The sequence below is a fragment of the Pseudomonas sp. D3 genome (assembly GCF_029320995.1).
Taxonomy (GTDB): Bacteria; Pseudomonadota; Gammaproteobacteria; order Pseudomonadales; family Pseudomonadaceae; genus Aquipseudomonas; species Aquipseudomonas paraveronii.
The window spans coordinates 1043781-1062134 of sequence record NZ_CP119772.1; the positions used below are offsets into that span (position 1 = coordinate 1043781).

At 59.3% G+C, this 18354-nt stretch carries 21 protein-coding genes; 11 read left to right on the top strand and 10 right to left on the bottom strand.

The window, feature by feature from the left end; genetic code table 11:
- Positions 1 to 4: 4 nt before the first annotated feature.
- From sctS to sctU, 3 genes are read left to right on the top strand one after another with little or no spacing between them, the layout of a single operon-like run.
- Positions 5 to 268, top strand: a complete 264-nt coding sequence (gene sctS, locus P3S72_RS04490; RefSeq protein WP_276196412.1) for a type III secretion system export apparatus subunit SctS — start codon at positions 5 to 7, stop codon at positions 266 to 268.
- Between the two features lie 9 nt (positions 269 to 277).
- Positions 278 to 1066, top strand: a complete 789-nt coding sequence (sctT, locus tag P3S72_RS04495; protein ID WP_276196413.1) for a type III secretion system export apparatus subunit SctT — start codon at positions 278 to 280, stop codon at positions 1064 to 1066.
- Positions 1063 to 2160, top strand: a complete 1098-nt coding sequence (gene sctU / locus P3S72_RS04500) for a type III secretion system export apparatus subunit SctU (protein WP_276196414.1) — start codon at positions 1063 to 1065, stop codon at positions 2158 to 2160. The genes sctT and sctU overlap by 4 nt, the downstream gene beginning before the upstream one ends.
- Here sctU and P3S72_RS04505 read toward each other — a convergent pair whose 3' ends face one another.
- The 3 genes from P3S72_RS04505 to sctC are packed head-to-tail and all read right to left on the bottom strand — an operon-like array spanning position 2161 to position 4870.
- Positions 2161 to 2532 (bottom strand): transcriptional regulator, encoded by a 372-nt coding sequence (locus P3S72_RS04505; protein ID WP_276196415.1) that lies wholly within the window; start codon positions 2530 to 2532, stop codon positions 2161 to 2163.
- Entirely contained in the window at positions 2529 to 2732 is a 204-nt protein-coding gene (gene hrpT, locus P3S72_RS04510; protein ID WP_276196416.1) for an HrpT family type III secretion system protein, read from the bottom strand. Before hrpT ends, P3S72_RS04505 begins: the two co-directional genes overlap by 4 nt.
- Positions 2729 to 4870 (bottom strand): type III secretion system outer membrane ring subunit SctC, encoded by a 2142-nt coding sequence (gene sctC, locus P3S72_RS04515; RefSeq protein WP_276196417.1) that lies wholly within the window; start codon positions 4868 to 4870, stop codon positions 2729 to 2731. The genes hrpT and sctC overlap by 4 nt, the downstream gene beginning before the upstream one ends.
- Positions 4871 to 4935: 65 nt before the next feature.
- On the opposite strand from sctC, the gene P3S72_RS04520 reads away from it, so the two are divergent.
- Positions 4936 to 5136, top strand: a complete 201-nt coding sequence (locus P3S72_RS04520; protein WP_276196418.1) for a hypothetical protein — start codon at positions 4936 to 4938, stop codon at positions 5134 to 5136.
- A 142-nt stretch (positions 5137 to 5278) separates the two neighbouring features.
- On the opposite strand, the gene P3S72_RS04525 is transcribed toward P3S72_RS04520, so the two are convergent.
- The 7 genes from P3S72_RS04525 to P3S72_RS04555 all read right to left on the bottom strand — a co-directional run bounded on the left by P3S72_RS04525 (position 5279) and on the right by P3S72_RS04555 (position 9338).
- Positions 5279 to 5497, bottom strand: coding sequence for a hypothetical protein (locus P3S72_RS04525; protein WP_276196419.1), 219 nt, complete (start codon positions 5495 to 5497; stop codon positions 5279 to 5281).
- Positions 5498 to 5583: 86 nt separating this feature from the next.
- Positions 5584 to 6180, bottom strand: coding sequence for a type III secretion system stator protein SctL (gene sctL, locus P3S72_RS04530; RefSeq protein ID WP_276196420.1), 597 nt, complete (start codon positions 6178 to 6180; stop codon positions 5584 to 5586).
- 2 nt (positions 6181 to 6182) lie between these two features.
- Positions 6183 to 6749 (bottom strand): type III secretion protein, encoded by a 567-nt coding sequence (locus P3S72_RS04535; protein WP_276196421.1) that lies wholly within the window; start codon positions 6747 to 6749, stop codon positions 6183 to 6185.
- Positions 6733 to 7539: a type III secretion inner membrane ring lipoprotein SctJ gene (gene sctJ, locus P3S72_RS04540; protein ID WP_276196422.1), complete on the bottom strand. Its 807-nt coding sequence runs from the start codon at positions 7537 to 7539 to the stop codon at positions 6733 to 6735. The genes P3S72_RS04535 and sctJ overlap by 17 nt, the downstream gene beginning before the upstream one ends.
- A 6-nt stretch (positions 7540 to 7545) precedes the next feature.
- Positions 7546 to 7911, bottom strand: a complete 366-nt coding sequence (locus tag P3S72_RS04545; RefSeq protein ID WP_276196423.1) for a hypothetical protein — start codon at positions 7909 to 7911, stop codon at positions 7546 to 7548.
- 119 nt (positions 7912 to 8030) lie between these two features.
- Positions 8031 to 8234 carry a hypothetical protein gene (locus P3S72_RS04550; protein ID WP_276196424.1) on the bottom strand — a complete coding sequence of 68 codons (204 nt, stop codon included), beginning with the start codon at positions 8232 to 8234 and terminating at the stop codon, positions 8031 to 8033.
- Positions 8235 to 8411: 177 nt separating this feature from the next.
- Entirely contained in the window at positions 8412 to 9338 is a 927-nt protein-coding gene (locus P3S72_RS04555) for a sigma 54-interacting transcriptional regulator (protein ID WP_276196425.1), read from the bottom strand.
- Between the two features lie 560 nt (positions 9339 to 9898).
- On the opposite strand from P3S72_RS04555, the gene P3S72_RS04560 reads away from it, so the two are divergent.
- From P3S72_RS04560 to P3S72_RS04590, 7 genes are all read left to right on the top strand, one after another.
- A complete protein-coding gene (locus P3S72_RS04560) occupies positions 9899 to 11176 on the top strand; it encodes a cystathionine gamma-synthase family protein (protein WP_276196426.1) in 1278 nt (425 codons plus the stop codon).
- A gap of 151 nt (positions 11177 to 11327) precedes the next feature.
- Complete coding sequence (locus P3S72_RS04565) at positions 11328 to 12758, top strand: amino acid permease (protein ID WP_276196427.1); 1431 nt, start codon at positions 11328 to 11330, stop codon at positions 12756 to 12758.
- A 51-nt stretch (positions 12759 to 12809) separates the two neighbouring features.
- A complete protein-coding gene (locus P3S72_RS04570; RefSeq protein WP_276196428.1) occupies positions 12810 to 13700 on the top strand; it encodes a LysR substrate-binding domain-containing protein in 891 nt (296 codons plus the stop codon).
- 16 nt (positions 13701 to 13716) lie between these two features.
- On the top strand, positions 13717 to 15096 hold the full coding sequence (thrC, locus tag P3S72_RS04575; RefSeq protein WP_276196429.1) for a threonine synthase: 1380 nt from the start codon (positions 13717 to 13719) through the stop codon (positions 15094 to 15096).
- Between the two features lie 22 nt (positions 15097 to 15118).
- Entirely contained in the window at positions 15119 to 15556 is a 438-nt protein-coding gene (locus tag P3S72_RS04580) for an Lrp/AsnC family transcriptional regulator (RefSeq protein ID WP_276196430.1), read from the top strand.
- 176 nt (positions 15557 to 15732) lie between these two features.
- Positions 15733 to 16776 carry a homoserine dehydrogenase gene (locus P3S72_RS04585; RefSeq protein ID WP_276196431.1) on the top strand — a complete coding sequence of 348 codons (1044 nt, stop codon included), beginning with the start codon at positions 15733 to 15735 and terminating at the stop codon, positions 16774 to 16776.
- Positions 16777 to 16786: 10 nt separating this feature from the next.
- Positions 16787 to 18199: an aldehyde dehydrogenase family protein gene (locus tag P3S72_RS04590; RefSeq protein WP_276196432.1), complete on the top strand. Its 1413-nt coding sequence runs from the start codon at positions 16787 to 16789 to the stop codon at positions 18197 to 18199.
- Positions 18200 to 18354: the final 155 nt, after the last annotated feature.

Consider the following 18354-nt stretch of genomic DNA (forward strand, 5'->3'; position numbering starts at 1 on the left):
GCCTATGGAACCGATCGTACTGTTCAAGCAGGGCATGCTGCTGGTGGTGGTGCTGACGGCGCCGCCGCTGATTGTCGCGGTGATCGTGGGCGTCCTGACGTCGCTGATCCAGGCGTTGATGCAGATACAAGACCAGACGCTGCCCTTCGGTATCAAGCTGGTCGCCGTTGGCATCACGCTGGTGGTGACCGGGCGTTGGATTGGCCTGGAGTTGGTCCAGTTAATCAACCTGACGTTCGACATGATCGCCCGTTCGGCCTTGAGTTGAGGCGTGCCCATGCTGCTCTATCTTGATTTTATGCCGAGCCTGCTGATTGGCATGGCTCGCATTTACCCCTGCGCTTTTCTCGTCGCGGCGTTCTGTTTCCAGCACATTCGCGGCATGCCCAGGCACGCCGTGGTGATGGTCATGGCGTTGATGCCGGCGCCGGGTATTCATGCGGCGCTGGCGGGCCAGGAGCTCTCCGCGATGATGTTGGGCGCGCTGGTGCTTAAGGAGGCGATCCTCGGTTTTTTGCTGGGCGTGTTGCTATCGATGCCGTTCTGGATGTTCGAGTCGGTCGGGGCGCTGCTGGATAACCAGCGGGGGGCATTGGCCGGTGGCCAGCTCAACCCATCGCTGGGTCCCGACGCTACGCCGATAGGGCATCTGTTCAAGCAACTGGCGATTTTTTTATTGATGGTCAGCCTGGGCCTGGGATCGCTGACCCAGGTGATCTGGGACAGCTACCTGATCTGGCCGCCTACGGTGTGGTTTCCGTTGCCGGCGGCCAATGGCTTCAGTGTGTTTGTCGAACTGGTCGGCGACACCTTCACCCACATGATGCTGTACGCCGCGCCCTTTATCGCCGTGCTGCTGTTGCTCGAGTTCGGCGTCGCGCTACTGGGGATCTACAGCCCGCAACTGCAGGTGAGTACGCTGGCCCCGCCGATCAAGTGCCTGGCCGGCATTGGTATTTTGCTGCTGTATTTCGCGCTGCTGCAGGACTTGATCGTCGGGCGCATGGCGCTGCTCGGTGACCTCAAGCACTTCCTGGGCCTGCTGTTCAAGGGGCCTTGGGCATGAGTGACTCGGGGGAAAAAAAACACCCCGCCAGTGCCAAGAAACTGCGTGACCAGCGCAAGAAAGGCCAAGTCGCGCAGAGCCAGGACGTGCCCAAGTTGCTGGTGCTGACGGCCTTGAGCGAGATCGCCTTGTTCACGGCCGACACCAGCATGCAGCGCTTCCAGCAGATGATGGCGCTGCCGATAGCGCGAATCGGGCAACCGTTTGTGCGTGCCCTGGAAGAGGTGCTGACGGAGGCATTGGTGTTGTTTTTCTCCTTCGGCCTGATGATGGTCGGGGTCGCGATCGGGGTGAAGTTGATCAGCAGCTGGATGCAGTTCGGGCTGCTGTTCGCCCCCGAGTCCCTGAAGCTGGACTTCAATCGCGTGAACCCGCTGACCCAGCTCAAGCAGATGTTCTCCGCCCAGTCCCTGATGAACTTGTTGATGGGCATCGGCAAGTCATTGCTCCTGGGCTTGATCCTGTACGTGGTGATTCGCCCTTCACTGAGCGCCTTGATTAATCTTGCCAACAGCGACCTGCAAACCTACATCCTGGCGTTGATCGCACTCTTTCGATATTTGTTGCATGCGTGCCTGGGGCTGCTGCTGGTGCTGGCGCTTATTGACCTGACGTTGCAGAAGTACTTTTTTGCCAAGCGCATGCGCATGACCCAGGTCGAGGTCGTCAAAGAGTACAAAGACATGGAGGGCGACCCCCACGTCAAGGGCCAACGGCGCTCGTTGGCCTATCAGTTGGCCCAGGAAGAACCCAAAGTCAAGCTGCCCAAGCTGGAAGAGTCCGACATGCTGGTGGTCAACCCGACGCACTTTGCCGTCGCGTTGTATTACCGCCCTGGCAACACACCGCTGCCCAAACTGGTGGCCAAGGGCACGGACGCAAATGCGCGCAAGTTGATTGATCGAGCCAAGGCGGCCGATGTCCCGGTGATTCAGTGCGTGTGGCTGGCCCGCACGCTGTACGAGGAAAAACTCGGGGCGAGCATTCCTCGCGAGACCTTGCATGCCGTGGCGTTGATCTACCGGACCTTGCGCGAGCTTGACGAGGAGGCCAAGCGTGAAACCCTTGAGTTGCCGGAGCTGGAGCAGCGCTGATCAGCGGCTGGCGAACCCCTCCAAGGCTTCAAGGTCGGCCAGCGAGAGCATCCGGCTGAGGATGTGATCCACGGCCTCACGCTGGGCGGGCAGGGCGTGCCAGATGGTCAGTGCGCCCTGGGTATCGAGGTAGATATAACAGCCGTCAAACGCCATTGCCTGATCGAAGCGGCGCTCCAGCACGCGTTGCAGTTGCCCGGTTTGCAAGGCTGCCTGGGTGATTTTCAAGGCCAACCCCGGGCGGGCGTTGGCAGGCTGTGTGTGCAGGGAGATGCCTAGGCACAACGGCAGGTGAGCGGCATCGCCGCTCACCAGGCTATCGAAGAATGCCCGCCGATGCCGCTCATCGTCAGGCACCCTCCCGGCGTTCATCGCTCCAGTGACACCGTTTGATAGTCCGAACGCTCCCCGGACGGGCCGGGTTCGACGCGCATCTGTGGCGGCCACCAGATCACCATCTTATCGCTGGTCGATTGTGGGCTTGAGCAGGAGTCCCCTTTGCAGGTCGGGGTGCAACCGCTGATGAACAACACGGCAGTCATCAGGGTGGCGCACAACAGTCTTGGGTTCATGGCGTGGTCTTCCGGGTTGGCGTGAGCAGGGATGGGCGCGGCACACTCAGGTGTTCATCCTTCACCACGGGGCGCATGGCGATAAACACTTCGGCTTCTTCACCCGGCTTGAGCCAGGCGCGCGGCCAAACGGTGACCGCAAGGGTCTGGCTGTTGCTGCATTCCTTTTCATCGATGCGCACATTGCGCTTGTACTGGTTGCGCAGCACCACGACGGCCACGTTGAACTGCGGGCCGGTGTACCACTGGCTGCGCTCGCTATTGAGCGCCAACAGCTCGCGAGGGGTACACAACGTATTCAACGCCAGCGGCATCGCTGCGGCCTTGAAGGCCTTGGGCACTTGGCCGCTGACCAGATGCGCCAGGGTGCTGGTGATTTCGTTGCGGTTGATCACCGGCTGATGCGGCTCCATGCGTCGTGCCAGGGGTTTTAGCGCGGCTTGCAACTCGCTTTGGTCAGCTTGAGGCAAATACCGTGATGGGTCGGACTGATCGCCGATCACGCGCGGGGTGAGAATGAACAACCGTTCGCGCCGGTTGTTCTGGCGTTCCGTCGAGGAGAACAGCGCTTTGCCCAGCAACGGAATATCGCCCAGCAAGGGGATCTTGTTTTGCCTGTCCGCACTATTCGTCACATGGAAGCCACCCACCACCAGTGAGCGTTTTTCCGCCATGACGGCCTGGGTGCTGATCTTGCCTCGACGCACATCGGGGCCGAAGCGTTCGGGGTTGGACTCGTCGAAGTTACCGTCTTCGATATCCACCGCCAGATGGATCTGATGGCCGCCGCGGCTGGTGATGACACGGGGCACGACCTGGAAGCTGGTGCCGACGGTGATGGGCAAGATGGTCGCGTTTTCGCTGCCGGCCGTCAGGTATTGGGTGCGGTTGAAATCAATCACCGCCGGTTGGTTTTCCAGGGTGAGCACCGACGGGTTCGAGACCATGGTTGCCAGCCCGCGAGCTTCCAGGGCGCGCACGTCGGCGTAAAAGCGCTCGCGATTTTCGATCGACAATTGTGATGAGGTGCCGGGTGCCATGTTGACGGCGCCCCGGAAGCGACTGTTTTGAAACCCCCAGTTGACGCCGAATTCGCTTAATTGCGAGCGTTCGATGTCGAGGATGATTGCGTCGATTTCCACCAGCTTGCGCGCCACATCGAGCTGACTGATCAGGTCGCGGTACATCCCCTGACGCTCCGGCAGGTCATAAATCAGAACCGCGTTGTTGCGCACGTCGGCCTCGACGCGGATTCGGCTGGGGTTGACCGGCGCCCGGGAAGTCACCGATATGCCGGCGTCCACCGGCCCGGTGGGCGCGGGGGTGCCGAGCATTTGCCCCAGCAGCGGGTTGCTCAGACGCGGGAACGCAGGCGCCAGCGGCGCGGGCTGGGACTGCGCTGCGGAGCGTTGAGCCATGCCGGTGAGCATCGTGGGATTACGCGGGTCCAGCAGCCCGCGCAGCATGGTGGCGACGCCTGGGAGGGTGATTCTTTCGTTGCGGTATTCAATTTGGCGGTCTGCGGCATTGGCGAACTTGAGCGGGTAGTTCAACACGCTCTGCTTTTCGTCCGGGGAGCGGCGCTGGCTGCTGAACTGCTTGATCTGTTCGATATAGCGCCGGGGACCGGAGACCAGGACGACGCCGTCCTCCGGCAATTCACCCCAGCCAAAACGACTGTCGAGCAGGCCGATATCGGTCAGTGCTTGCTTGAGGTCGGCAATGGTTTCGGACGACACCTCCAGGCGTGCGGACTCCTGCTGATCAAGGGTGCTGATGTGCAGGGTGTTGTTGTAGAGATACCACTGGAAGCGGTGCTCTACGCCGAGCCTGTCGAGCAGCGACTGCGGGGTATTGGCGCGTATCTTGCCATTGACGTTGCCCTCCAGCAGGCCCTCGATCTGAAGTTGGGTGCCAAATGTCTGGGCAAAATCCTCGAGGACTTCACGCAGTGGCTTGTACTGGGCTTCATAGGCGTATGCCGTGTTCTTCCATTCTGCGGGGATGGCGGCGAGGGCGTCTTGCGCCGGGGCCAGCAAGCAGGTCAGGGCGATCAGGCACCGCCAATCGGCGCGTCTGGATGAAGTTTCAGGCGGGTCAATGCGCAAGCTGTCGCGCTTGTGGTTCTTGTTGTGCATAGAGGCTTCTCTGATTAGTACAGCAACGAACGTAGGGAGGTGGGGTTGCGTTGAGGCGCCGCTCTGTGAAGGCGCGCGACGGTGGCGCGCCAGGTATCGCGTTGGTTGAGCAGGGACTCGAGACAGCGCTGCAGTCGCTGTTCGTCGTGCCTGTCATGCAGGCAATGCAGCAGCCAGAGCGCACCGCTGGCTGGCGCCTGAGCGAGAGCGCCCTGAAAGTGATCCAGGCTGACCTCGCCCACTCGCAGCCAGGTCATCAGCAGTGATTTGTCTGGGCGAAGTGGGGTCAGCTGAACACTTAGCAACAGGCTGTTCGAACAATGACGCAGGACAATTTCGTCATTGTTTTCGAATAACCTTAACTCTCCAGTGCCACGTCTCAAGCACTCGGCCAGCAGCGCGTTCAATTTACTGTCCGCTGTCCAGGCCGGACTTCAGGAGCATATGTTTGACGCGGGTGTGTTCATTGAAGACGTATTCGGAGGTTCGATGCTTGGCGACGAGATCGAAAAAAAACGCCATGTCTTCGTCCGCCCCGGAATTGCTTTCTACTGCTTGGTTGAGGTCTCTTTTAACCACCCGTGCGTCGTTTAGAAGCCGATGGGTATAACCGTCGTAATAGTTCATGGAATTACTCCGTTGGGATGTCCTCCTTGTTGGTTTGTATGTCGAATTGGTTCCATGGCTGGCCATTTATATTTCATTAAGTGTGTTTAAAGCCCATCGTTTGAATGGCTGTCGTCAGGCTTCAGGAAGAGGTTGACCAAGGACGTCCAGTCGATCCGAAAGTCCCCCTCTTCGGTATTCAATATGAGCGATTGCGGTTTGATCGTATTGTCGGCGCGCAGTGTCCAGTGCGTACTGCCGCGGTTGGCCAGGCAGGCCCGCACCGCCTCCAATTCGAGCGGATGGCAAACCAATGCGGCCTTGACCGCTGGCACATGGCTCGCCAGCAACTGCTTGATCAGGGCCGCCATGCGTTGGGGGGCGGGGGTGTCTTCAAGCAGCAGGTGAATGGCCTGGTTGGCGATGGCGGTGGCGTATCGTTCAAGGTTGTCACACAAGGCCTGACGCTCGATTTCCCAGCGTTTGAGTTGCGCGTTGGCACGTTGCCATACTTGCAGGCTGGCTTTTTCGAGCAGCTCTTCACGCTGGGCGTGTGCGGCCTTCAGCAATTGCCTGGCCTCGGCCTTTGCCTGATCCACCACACTGCTGGCCTGTGTGTAGCTCGCCAGTGTTTCGCAAGAGATCATGCTCCCCGGCAGGGGCGGCGCGCCCCCTGGCGAGTTGATTTTATATCGACATAACATCGTTAATCTCCGTGCCCCTCTGAGGCCGCAGCACTACCGTTCCTGTTCATCGCGCCAATACGCCACACCACGGCATGCCAAAGGGTGTCGAGGCGGCTATGGGAGTCACCGAGCGAAAGCGCCTTTTCTTCCAGATCCAAAATACGCCGGCGAGGAAAGCGCAACCTGACGCGCTGCCAGGTGGCCGGCGTGACCCAGGCGCGGAGCAATTGCAGCGGGTCATTGTCGGGCTGCACCATATCCAGGGGCAGGGCCTTGGACAGTCTGTTGCACCACTGCCGATGGTTGTCATCGAGTGCTGTTGCATAGGCGGGACGGCAGATGCCGTCAATCAGTGCGAGCCCCAGGTCGAGTTGATTCGCTGAGGCGAGTGCCAGTTGCAGGAGTGCGGGATCGGGCATTGGCGGCAGGCAAGGGGCCACGCCATAAGGTGTGCCCGCGACGACCTGCCGGCTGCGATGCAGCTCAGTTAGCGCGGCGTGTTGATCGAGGGTTTTCCAGTCTTCGTGGGCACACAACCAAGGCGTGGACCACCATTGGGCCCATGAGAGATTACTCATTGCGTGCATGGACAGGCGCATCCAGGGATGGGCCGTCCGGCAGCGCGTGTGCGGCTCGTTGTGTGCGTCTATGCCAGAACACGCCCCCCGCAACCATCAGCGCCAAGGCGATCAATGCGAATATCACGCTGGCCCGCCAAAAACCGATGTCATCTCCTGGCACCAGGAAAGGCCCGAAGTAAGCCAGTTTTTGCTGCTCCAAATAGGCGGTTGCAGGCACGAAGACGACAGTCAGTTTTTGCGGGTTTTCCACCGCTGCGGTCATCCCCGGGATACTGCTCGCAACCATCCTGCGCACACGGGCCCTGATGTTGTCGGGGTCGAGTCGGGGGTCGTGTTTGATGAACACCGAGGCGGATGCGGGTTGTACGGGTTCTCCCGGAGCGACGCGTTCGGGCAGCACCACGTGTACGCGAGCCACGATGACCCCATCGATGTTCGATAACGTGGTTTCCAGCTCTTGGGACAAGGCATAGATGTAGCGTGCGCGCTCTTCAAGCGGCGTAGAGATCACGCCTTCTTTGCGAAAGGTGTCGCCCAACGTCGCGCGCGCGACCCGAGGGAGGCCGGCGGCCTCCAGGGTTCGCACGGCGCGGCCGATATCGGTGGCGTTGACCACCACGACAACGCCATCTTTCGCGGGAACTTTGGTGGCGCGGATATGTTTGTCTGCCAGTTCGGCAACGACTTCGTTGGCCTCCTGTTCGGTTAACTGACGATGAAGTTCGACACGGTCACTGCAGGCATTGAGCAAGAATGAGAGCGACAGGATGACGAGGATAAGCAGCGGGCGAGTCATCTTGGCCTACTGCAAGTTGCTGATTTTATCGATGCACTGCGCGGTTTTACCGACGCTCTTCGATAACATATGCGTCAGCAGGAGGGCATCGGAAAGTTGGCCTGGATATTTTCGCGCCTCCTCCAGTTTGTTCTTGCTGCTTAATGCACGCAGGCTTTTGGTCATACGCTCAGTCACGGAATTCAGCTTGCCTGCGGCCTCGGAAAGCATGTTCTGTGGCATCGCATGATTGATCGCCGTACTCGGGAGTGAGGACGGCGTGAGCGTTGAGTTGAAAAAGTTTACATCGGTGGCCGAGGTAGATGCCTCCAGTGTTCCGGAGGCGCCAGGGAGTTGATGGGTTTCAGTCGAGCGGATGCTTCCTATCATCATGTTGCCCCTGTTAGATAAGGGTTAGAAGATGAGCGTGTTTAGGGTTGTTGCTGACAACGCTCGTGGCGGTGTGACCTTCCCGGCATAGCCTGTCGGGAAGGCCAGCAAAGGTTCAGCTATTACAGACGGAGCATGTCAGAGGCTGCTTTAATACCGCTGGTATTAGCGTTCTCTGCCGCTCTAAAAGCGTTTTTTACGCCGTCTTTGCGCTTCTTTGCTTCTGCAGCATCTATACCCGCATCTGCTTGTTCAGCAGACATGTCGCCACCGTTAGCGCCAGCATAGGAGGCGCCAGAATACGAGCCAATCGAACCGATAGTCATGTTTTTTTCTCCGTACTTAACGTTAGTCTCACTAGAGTCAGCGATATATAAAAGACGCGGTTGCATACCTATATCGCTGTTCCATAACGTATGTGGCTCAAGTGGTTCATGCGTTCCATGTGTTGCGGGAGGGTATGTTTCAAAAAATGTAATTGCGTACAGTCGGGGCGTGGGGTCTCAGCTTAGTGATATTCCCAAATGCTTTATTCGGTGGTAGAGCGTTCGCTTGGCGACGCCTAACGCTATTGCCACACTGTCCACACAGTGGTCGTGTTGACGAAGCGACTCTTCAATCAGCGATTTCTCCATTTGTTGTAATCGCGTCTTTAGGTTCATTTCAAGGTCATGTCGGTTTATTACCGCTGCTGAGAGCGGTGGCAGGCCCAATACGAAACGCTTGGCCGTCGAGCGCAGCTCGCGCACGTTGCCTTTCCATGGATGGCACAGCAGTTGTTGTAATAACTGCTTGCCGGGAGGCGAAGGTGCGGCGAGCCGGAAGTGCTCGGCCTCTTGCTCAATCATGCTCAGGAACAAGGGAATAATCCGCTCTCGTCGATCCCGCAAGGCCGGAAGGTGGATATTGACGACATTCAGGCGAAAGTAGAGGTCGCGTCGGAAGGTGCCTTGCTCGACCATGTCGTGCAAGGCTTGCTGGGCCGATGCGATTACACGCATGTCTACCGGGATAAATCGTGTGGAACCCAGGCGTTCGACCCCGCGCGACTCCAATACACGTAACAGCTTGGCTTGCAGTGACAGCGGCATGCTGTCGATTTCGTCGAGGTAGAGGGTGCCCAGATGGGCGGCTTCGACAAACCCCGCCCGCGATTGCATGGCGCCCGTATAGGCGCCGCTGTTGACGCCGAACAATTGGCTTTCGGCAAGGGTTTCCGGGATGGCTGCACAGTTAACTGCAACGAAGTTTCCTTTGCGACGGGACAGGTGGTGTATGCGTTGCGCCAACGTATCTTTACCTGTGCCGGTTTCTCCCAATAGCAGAATGTCGATATCGAGAACGGCCGTGTTGTTGACCGTCATTTCGATGACCGGGCAATCGCTAAACGCCATGTCCGTTATAGGAGCGTTTTCGCAGAGCGTCGACATAGTGTTGTGCTCCGATACTGTTGCCACTTCAGGAGGGCTATTAACCTATGGGCCGGCACGCAGTTAAACAGGAAACCTTAGTGTTGTCATGATGCGCTGCTTGAGCAGTAGAGGCGGTCGGGTATTTGAATCGCAAGAACTTTAAAGTTGCAAGGGCTGCTTGGGGTAGTTGCCCGTTGTTAGCGTAAGATAAATCTTAGAGTGATGAAGAATAGTTGGGAAGTTTGATGGGTGTGCAGATATGTTGCGGTCTGTGTTCTAAAATTCTTGTTGTTTTATAATGTGTGGCGATGTTTCGCATCTATTGATGCATCGCCCTTTATAGCGCGGCTTCTACCGCAATCAACGTTTGCACGTTAAATGAACCGGCTAGACAGCCCTCTACCTGCACAAAAACTCACCCGGGCTGGCCCTCCTCACTCCGCACATTGATAGCCATTAAAAAAAACAGCCCTTTGGCACCGATAACATCGTTTCTCGGGCGCACGGCTTTTCAATATATTGGCCGCCAGATCCGGTTAATGACTCACCATTCACCACACTCAGTGCGAGCCGTCTTAATGAACAATAAACCTGACAGCGCAAGGCTTGAAAATGCCGGAGCGGGGACCCGAGCGGTCTGGGCAGGGGAGCAAGTCAGGCACCCCTACAATGCCACTCAAACACCTATCGTGGTCAGTGCCGCTTACGGTTACGACGACATCGACGTCTGGTACGACGTTGCTCTGGGCAAGGCTCCGGGCTTTATCTACAGTCGCATGAGCAACCCGACGGTCGAGACCCTCGAAGCAAAAATCCGCGAGTTGGAAAATGCCGAGTCCGCCGTGGCCTTCAGCAGTGGCATGGCGGCGATCAGCAGTGTGCTTTACACCTTCCTGGCCCACGGCAATCGTGTGGTGTCCACTAAGGACAGCTATGGCGGCACCAACAAGATTTTCGAAGAGTTCCTGCCGCGCATGGGTGTGGCGGTGAGCTTGTGCGAGACGTTCGATCACGAGGAGATCGAGCGTGAAATCGCCAAAGGCTGCCAGTTGGTGTACCTGGAAACACCGACCAACCCGACCCTGAAAATACTCGATATCCAGCGTCTGGTGGCTGCGGCCAAGCGCGTCGGTGCCGTGGTGGTGGCGGACAACACCTTCGCCACGCCGCTGAATCAAAACCCGCTGGCGCTGGGCGTGGACGTGGTTATCCACAGCGCGACCAAGTTCCTCAGTGGCCATGGCGATGTGCTCGGTGGCCTGGTATGTGGCAGCGAATCGTTGATGGAAAAGGTGCGTCATTACCGCGAAATCAACGGTGCGACGCTCGATCCCTTCTCGGCCTACATGATCATCCGCGGCATGAAAACCCTGGTGCTGCGTCTGCGTCAGCAGCAACACAGTGCCCGCGCCCTGGCAGAGTTCCTTTGCACCGAACCGTTGGTGGCGTCGGTGAATTATCCCGGCTTGCCCCGCCATCCGAACCACGCCGTGGCGTGTGCGCAAATGTCCGGTTTCGGCGCCATCGTCAGTTTTGTCCTGGTCGGTGGCATGGACACGGTCAAGGTGCTGTTGCCGCGCCTGCGCTTTGCTCACTGCGCGGGCAATCTGGGTGCGGTGGAAACCATTTACGGCCCGGCTCGGACCACCAGCCATGTGGAAAACACGCTGGAGGAACGTCTGGCCCTGGGGATCTCCGAAGGGCTGGTACGCGTCTCCGTCGGCATCGAAGACACCGATGATTTGCTCGACGATCTGCAGCAGGCGTTTGCCTTTGTCAGGCATTCACGGGATGAACAGCTACCAGCAAGCAATCAGCCCTCAATCAATGAACCGTGCACTGAGGTAGCCAGTTGAAGTTTTAACGTTACTCCCTCACGACAGGGCCGTCAGTGAGGCGTTCATGAAGCGGAATAATAATAAAACCCAGTGGCGACATTTTTTGACTCTGCCCCGTAACTCTACGCAGACGTTAAGGCGTGCCTTGCCACCTTTCATGAGAACAACCATGTCCATAGAAGAGCAACAACTCAACCCGCGTGCCGGTTTCAAACAGGAAATGCAGACGCGCCATATTGTCATGTTGGCATTGGGCGGCGTGATTGGTACCGGGCTGTTTCTCACGTCCGGATACACCGTTAACCAGGCCGGTCCGTTAGGTGCGGTCATTGCTTACATCATCGGCGCACTCATGGTCTACATGGTCATGATGTGCCTGGGCGAGTTGGCGGTGCAGATGCCGGAAACCGGCTCCTTCAGCACCTACGCCACGCGCTTTCTCGGCCCGGGTACCGGCTACACCGTGGCCTGGCTGTATTGGCTGACGTGGACCGTGGCCATCGGCTCGGAATTCACCGCCGCCGGTATCCTCATGGTGCGCTGGTTCCCGGACACGCCGGTGTGGATCTGGAGTGCGCTGTTCGCTGGCGTGGTGTTCCTGACCAACGTGATCTCGGTGCGTTTGTTTGCCGAGACCGAGTTCTGGTTGTCCTTGATCAAAGTAGTGACGGTGGTGGTGTTCCTGATCATCGGCGGCGGGGCGATTCTCGGCCTGTTGCATATCGATCAGGCGCACAGCACTGGCCTGGGTAACTTCACCCGCGAGGGCTTGTTCCCCACCGGTTTCATGTCGATTGCCATGACCCTGTTGGCGGTGTCCTTCGCCTTCTCCGGTACGGAGTTGATCGGTATCGCTGCCGGTGAAACCAAGGACCCTCAGCGCAATGTGCCGCGGGCCATTCGCACGACCGTGTTGCGTCTGGCGATCTTTTTCGTCGGCACCATCTTCGTCCTGGCGACGCTGTTGCCCCGCGAGCAGGCCGGTTTGGTGGAGAGCCCGTTTGTCACGGTGTTCACCTACATCGGCATTCCTTACTCCGCCGACATCATGAACTTCGTGATCATCACGGCGCTGTTGTCTGCGGCCAACTCCGGGTTGTACGCGGCCTCGCGGATGCTCTGGACCTTAAGCGACCAGGGCCACCTGCCTAAGCAGTTCTCTAACCTGACCCGCATGGGGACGCCGTTGAATGCCATCGTATTGAGCATGTTCGGCGGCGGTGCCTCGTTGCTCAGCAGCGTGTTTGCCGCTGACACCGTCTACCTGGCGCTGGTGTCGATTTCCGGGCTGGCGGTCGTGGTGGTGTGGATGAGCATCGCCGCGAGCCAGATCGCGTTCCGCCGTCACTATGTGGCCAATGGCGGTGATGTCCGCGACCTCAAGTTCCGCGTCCGGGGTTATCCGTGGGTGCCTCTGGGAGCGCTGGTCTGCTGCAGCCTGGCCTGCGTCGGGATCGCTTTCGACCCCGAGCAGCGGGTGGCGCTGTACTTCGGTTTGCCATTCATCGCCTGGTGCTACTTCGTGTATTACATTACCCGCAAGAGCCGCGAGCGACGCTTGTCGCTTGCCCCCTTGGCACAACCGTCCGATGCATTCTAGACAGGGTGGGCAAGCGTGCTCGGTGCGGGGGGCGTCAATGAGGTCCAGACCATGAAGCAAAAGCCGTTACCCCCATTGAACTGGCTGCGGGCATTCGAGGTGTCTGCCCGCTGTCTGAACTTTACCCACGCCGCCGAGGAACTGTTTTTGACCCAGGGCGCGGTCAGCCAGCAGATCCGCCAATTGGAAAGCCATCTGGGGGTGGCGCTGTTCAAGCGCTTGCCCCGTGGCTTGGGGCTGACCGAGGAAGGCCAAGCCTATCTGCCGGTGGTGCAGGATGCGATCACTCGGCTGGCGGTGGGGACCAACGAGATTTTTGGCCAGCACAAACGCCGGCCGATCAAGGTGCGTGGCAGCCTGGCGTTTTTCGTCCATTGGCTGGCGCCCAAACTGGTCGACTTTCGTCAGGCCCATCCCCATGTCTACATCCGCTATATCAGCAACATTTGGGTCAAGGAGCTGGATGGCGAAGACGATATGGAAATTCGCTGGGGTCATGGTCAATGGCCCGGCCTGGTCTCGCAACGGCTGACCTGGGACACCTTGTTTCCGGTCTGCTCGCCCGCCCTGATGGCGCGCTCGCCGCTGAAGGTCGCGGCCGACGTGGCCCAGCATCCGTTGCTACATGTTCTGGGTTACGAAGAGGGCTGGGGTTACTGGTTGAACATGGTCGGAGCGGACACCGTCGATTCGTCGACCGGCATGCAGTTCGACACGCTGATCTGCACCTTGCGCATGGCCGAGTTGGGGCAGGGGATTGCCCTGGCCCGCTCCTCGATGGTCGACGAGATGCTCCAGGACGGGCGTCTGGTTGAACCCTTCGCCCAGCGCATCGAAGCCAGCGAATCGTTTTATCTGGTACGCGGTTCGGGGGCCGACCAGCATCCCGACGCGGTCATGTTTTCTACCTGGCTGGTCGAGCAGGCCCATCGTTATAAATGAATGGCCGGAGCCAACCATGCACTATGTGAGTACACGAAATTCGGCCACGCAGGTCGATTTTGAAAAGGTCGTGTTATCCGGTATTGCCGAGGACGGCGGACTGTTCGTGCCCTTCGAGTTGCCGCTGTTCGAACCCCAGGACATGGCCAATTGGTCGATCTTGGCCTATGACGAACTGGCCTATCGGGTCATGAGTCCGTTTGTGGGGCGGGCCATCCCTGACGTGGATCTCAAGCGCATGCTCAAAGAGGCGAGCCGCCGCTTCAGTCATCGCTCCGTGGCGCCCTTGCATCAGGTCGACCGCAACGAATGGGTGCTGGAGCTGTTCCACGGGCCTACCGGTTCCTCGAAGGATTTTGCCGCCCAGTTGCAGGCGCAGTTGGTGCAGTATTTTCTGCACAAACGCCAGCGCCGCGCGGTGGTGCTCGGCGCTACCAACGGTGATACCGGGCTGGCGGCCATCGAGGCGTTCAAGCACTGTGACGACAGCGTCGTGGTGGTGTTCTATCCGGCGTCCGGCGTACCACAGAATCAGTTGCAGCATCTGCAGGCGGTGGCTCACCCGAATGTCCACACGTTCGCCGTCAACGGTAGCTTCGATGAGTGCCAGACCATCGTGAACCGGCTGTTCCGGCAGTGGCCATGCACGCAGCACGAGGCAATCAGTTTCAACTCCAGCAACTGGGTCAGTGTGTTGGCGCAACTGGTGTTTTATTTCCACGCCGTGCTGCAACTGGGAGGGGCTCAGCGTCTGATTGGTTTCAGCGTGCCCGCCGCGAGTTTTGCCGAGGTCTATGCCGGTTACATTGCGCAGAAAATGGGCCTGCCGATCACCCAGATGATCGTTGCGACCAATCAGAACGACGCGTTGCATCAGTTGTTTCTGAAGAACCACTACTCCAGGTTGCGAACCAACAAGACGCTGTCGCCGGCCATGGACCTGTCGATTTTTTCCAACCTTGAACGTTTCCTCTGGGAGCTCTACGGGCATGACGATCAGGCGGTGAGCGCGCTGATGGCCGCGTTCGAATCCAGCGGCGAGATGACCATCGCCAACGAGTGCTGGTTGCAGGCGCGGATGATCATCGACTCCTACGCAGTCAGCGATGACGAAACCCTGGAGGAAATGACCTCGCTGTACCGTGACACCGGTTACGTCATTGATCCTCACACCGCCACCGGCGTCCTGGCCGCTCGACTGTACCGCCGCAGCCTGGTCGCGCCGATGGTCACCCTGGGGGAAATCTCACCGGCCAAATCGGCCGTGCTGCTCGGCGAATTGGGGATCGGCGCGCCGGCGCCAAACAGCCCGCTCGTGGAGCAGGGCCCGGCACAGCATTACCGGATTCAACCGGACGACCTCGACACCATCCATCAGTTGCTCGGCGCGCTGTGACGGCGTTGCACCAGGAGGTCACGTGAAGCGCATTCTGGACCCGCTCGATGAACGTATCATCGCTGAGCTGCGGCTCAATGCCCGGGCGGCCCACGCCGAGCTGGCGACCAAGGTCAATCTGTCGCGCAATGCCGTGCGCCAACGGATCGAACGGCTCGAGCGCGACGGTGCGATACAGGGTTATACGCTGCGCACGGGGGAGGGGCGACAAGCCTCTTCGAGCATCAATGCGGTGATTTTTGTCTATCGCTACGACCGCATGCGCGGCGCGGATGTGCTGCAGGCTTTGCAGGCAATACCGGAAGTCATCGGGTGCGATGTCATGAGCGGCGAGTTCGACCTGATGCTGCGCGTCGGCGCTGCGAGCCCGGAGCGGGTGCATAAGGTCTGGAATGAAATCTCCGCGCTGCCGGGAGTGGAAAACACGGTGACTTCATTCGTTTTATCGTCTGTCGTCTAGCCGGTTTTTTGCTGTGAAAAAGTCAACGTCGGTTGGCTTTTTTTATGCCCGGACGCTTTGCCCAGGCACTGGTCAAAACGCCCATGAAATAGAGCAAATTGGCATATTTCACTGCCGAGGGCGTGTGCCTAATCTAGTGCCAACAACCCATCACCCAGATCAAGGGCAATAAGAATATGACTGAATACAAACTGGCGCTGGTCGGCTTCGGTGGTGTCAACCGGGCGTTGGCTCAGCTGATTGCCGAACGTAACGACAGCTGGAAAAACGAACTGGGTTTTACCCTGAAAATCGTCGGCGTCACTGATCTGTTCCTCGGTTCGGTGATCGGTCGCGACGGCTTGGATGCCGCGCTGCTGGCCAATCTTCCGGCGGTCAAGGGGGCCTTCGCGCAACTGCCGGGTGGCGAAGCCGATGCCCTCAACGAAGCGGTGATCAAAGAGTCCGGTGCGGACATCATTGCCGAAGCGACCTTTACCAACCCGGTGGATGGCGAGCCGGCGACTTCGTTCTGCCGCTGGGCGCTGGAGAACGGCAAACATGTGGTCACCACCAACAAGGGGCCGATTGCCCTGCACGGTGGCGAGCTGAAAGACCTGGCCCAGCGCAATAACGTCGCCTTTGAATACGAAGGTTCGGTGATGAGCGGCACACCGGTGATCCGCCTGGCTAGGCAGTTGCTGGCGGGCAGTTCGGTTGTCGGTTTCGAGGGGATTCTCAATGGCACATCCAACTTCGTCCTGACCCGCATGGAAGGCGGCCTGGGTTTTGCCGAGGCGGTCAGCGAGGCACAGGCATTGGGGTATGCCGAAGCCGACCCAACGGCGGATGTCGAGGGGCACGATGTGCGTCTGAAGGTGGTGATTCTGGCCAACGAGCTGCTGGACGCCAAGCTGAACGTCAACGATGTCAGTTGCAGCGGGATTGCCTCACTCGGCCTTGGCGACATCGAAAAAGCCCGGCAGGACGGGGCACGCTGGAAGCTGATCGGCGCGGCTACGCGGCATGCCGATGGTTCGGTCAGTGCCAGTGTCGAGCCGCGCCGGTTGAACCATGATCATCCGCTGGCCGCTATTTGCGGCGCCACCAATGCCGTGTCGTTCGCCACCGATCTGCTCGGCGCGGTGACGGTTTCGGGGCCGGGAGCTGGGCGCACGGAAACAGCGTTTGCGTTGCTGTCGGACATCATCAGCATCCATCAGTCTGTTGCGCACAACTAGGAGAACGCCTGTGAATCTATCGAGTCTTGCGCTGGCTGCCGTGGCGCCGCACATCGAAGTCTTCAACCCCTTTGACGGGACCGTTGTCGGGACCGTCGCGGATGTTTGTGCATCGCAGGTTCCGCAGTTGCTGGTGCAGGGTCGCAGCGGTGCGCAAGCCTGCGCCGCACTGCCGCGTCATCGTCGGGCACGCATTCTCGAACAGGCCGCCTTGCACATCGAACGCGATGCCCCGGCATTTGCCCGGCTGATTGTCGAAGAAGCCGGCAAGACCCTCAAGCAGGCGGAAAAAGAGGTCAAACGCTGCGTCAACACCCTCAAACTGTCTGCCGAAGAGGCCAGGCGCAATGCCGGGGAAGTGGTGCCGTTCGATGCCTATGAGGGCTCCGAGTCGCGCCAGGGCTGGTTCTCTCGCGAGCCGCTGGGCCTGATCGTCGCGATCACCCCGTACAACGATCCATTGAATCTGGTGGCGCACAAGCTCGGTCCGGCCATTGCCGGCGGCAACGCGCTGATTCTCAAACCGTCTGAGCTGGCGCCGTTGTCGGCGATCAAATTGGTCTCGTATCTGGTTGAGGCCGGGTTGCCCGAGTCGGTGGTCACCGTCGCCACCGGCGGCGCGGAATTGGCCAAGGCCTTGGTCGCCTGCCGTGAGGTGCGGATGATTTCCTTTACTGGCGGCTTCGTCACCGGCGAGCAAATTGCCCGCACGGCCGGCCTGAAGAAGCTCGCCATGGACTTGGGCGGCAATGCGCCGGTGATCGTCATGGCGGACTGCAACCTTGCGGCCGCCGTCGACAGTTGCCTGTCCGGGGCCTTCTGGGCGGCGGGACAGAACTGCATCGGCACTCAGCGCCTGCTGATCCAGGCGTCGATCTACGAGCTGTTCCGCGAGCACTTCGTCAGCCTGGCGCAGAAACTGGTGACCGGCGACCCATTGCTTGCCAGCACCGACATCGGCCCGATGATTACCCCCCAAGCGGCGCAGAATGCCGAGCAGGTGGTAAACGAAGCGTTGAAGGAAGGTGCCCGGTTACTTTGCGGCCACCGGCGCCAGGGCCCGTGCTACGCCGCCACCGTGCTGGAAAACGTCGATCATGCCAGTCGCCTGTGGCGCAACGAAGTGTTTGCCCCAGTGGTCGTGTTGCAGCCTTTCGAAACCTTCGAGGAGGCCATCGCGTTGGCCAATGAACCCGAATACAGCCTGCACGCGGGGATCTTCACCAATGACCTGGCGACGGCGATGAGTGCGGCGCGGCGGATCGAGGCGGGTGGCGTGATGATCAACGACTCGTCCGACTATCGTTTTGATGCGATGCCGTTTGGCGGCTCCAAGTACGGCAGCCTCGGCCGGGAAGGCGTGCGCTTTGCCTATGAGGAAATGACCCAGCCCAAAGTGGTGTGTCTGAACACCTTGGGTTAAGCGATTCACGGCAAATAAAATCAGGTCGTTTGGCATTGGGAAGGTCTGGTCACCCGCCCAATGCTTTTTTCTAGCATTAGCCATGCATTATCTGCCGCGTCGCACGGGCACCTCCCGGTGGTTCTTGTTATCCTGGCTGCCCTCTTTCATGGACG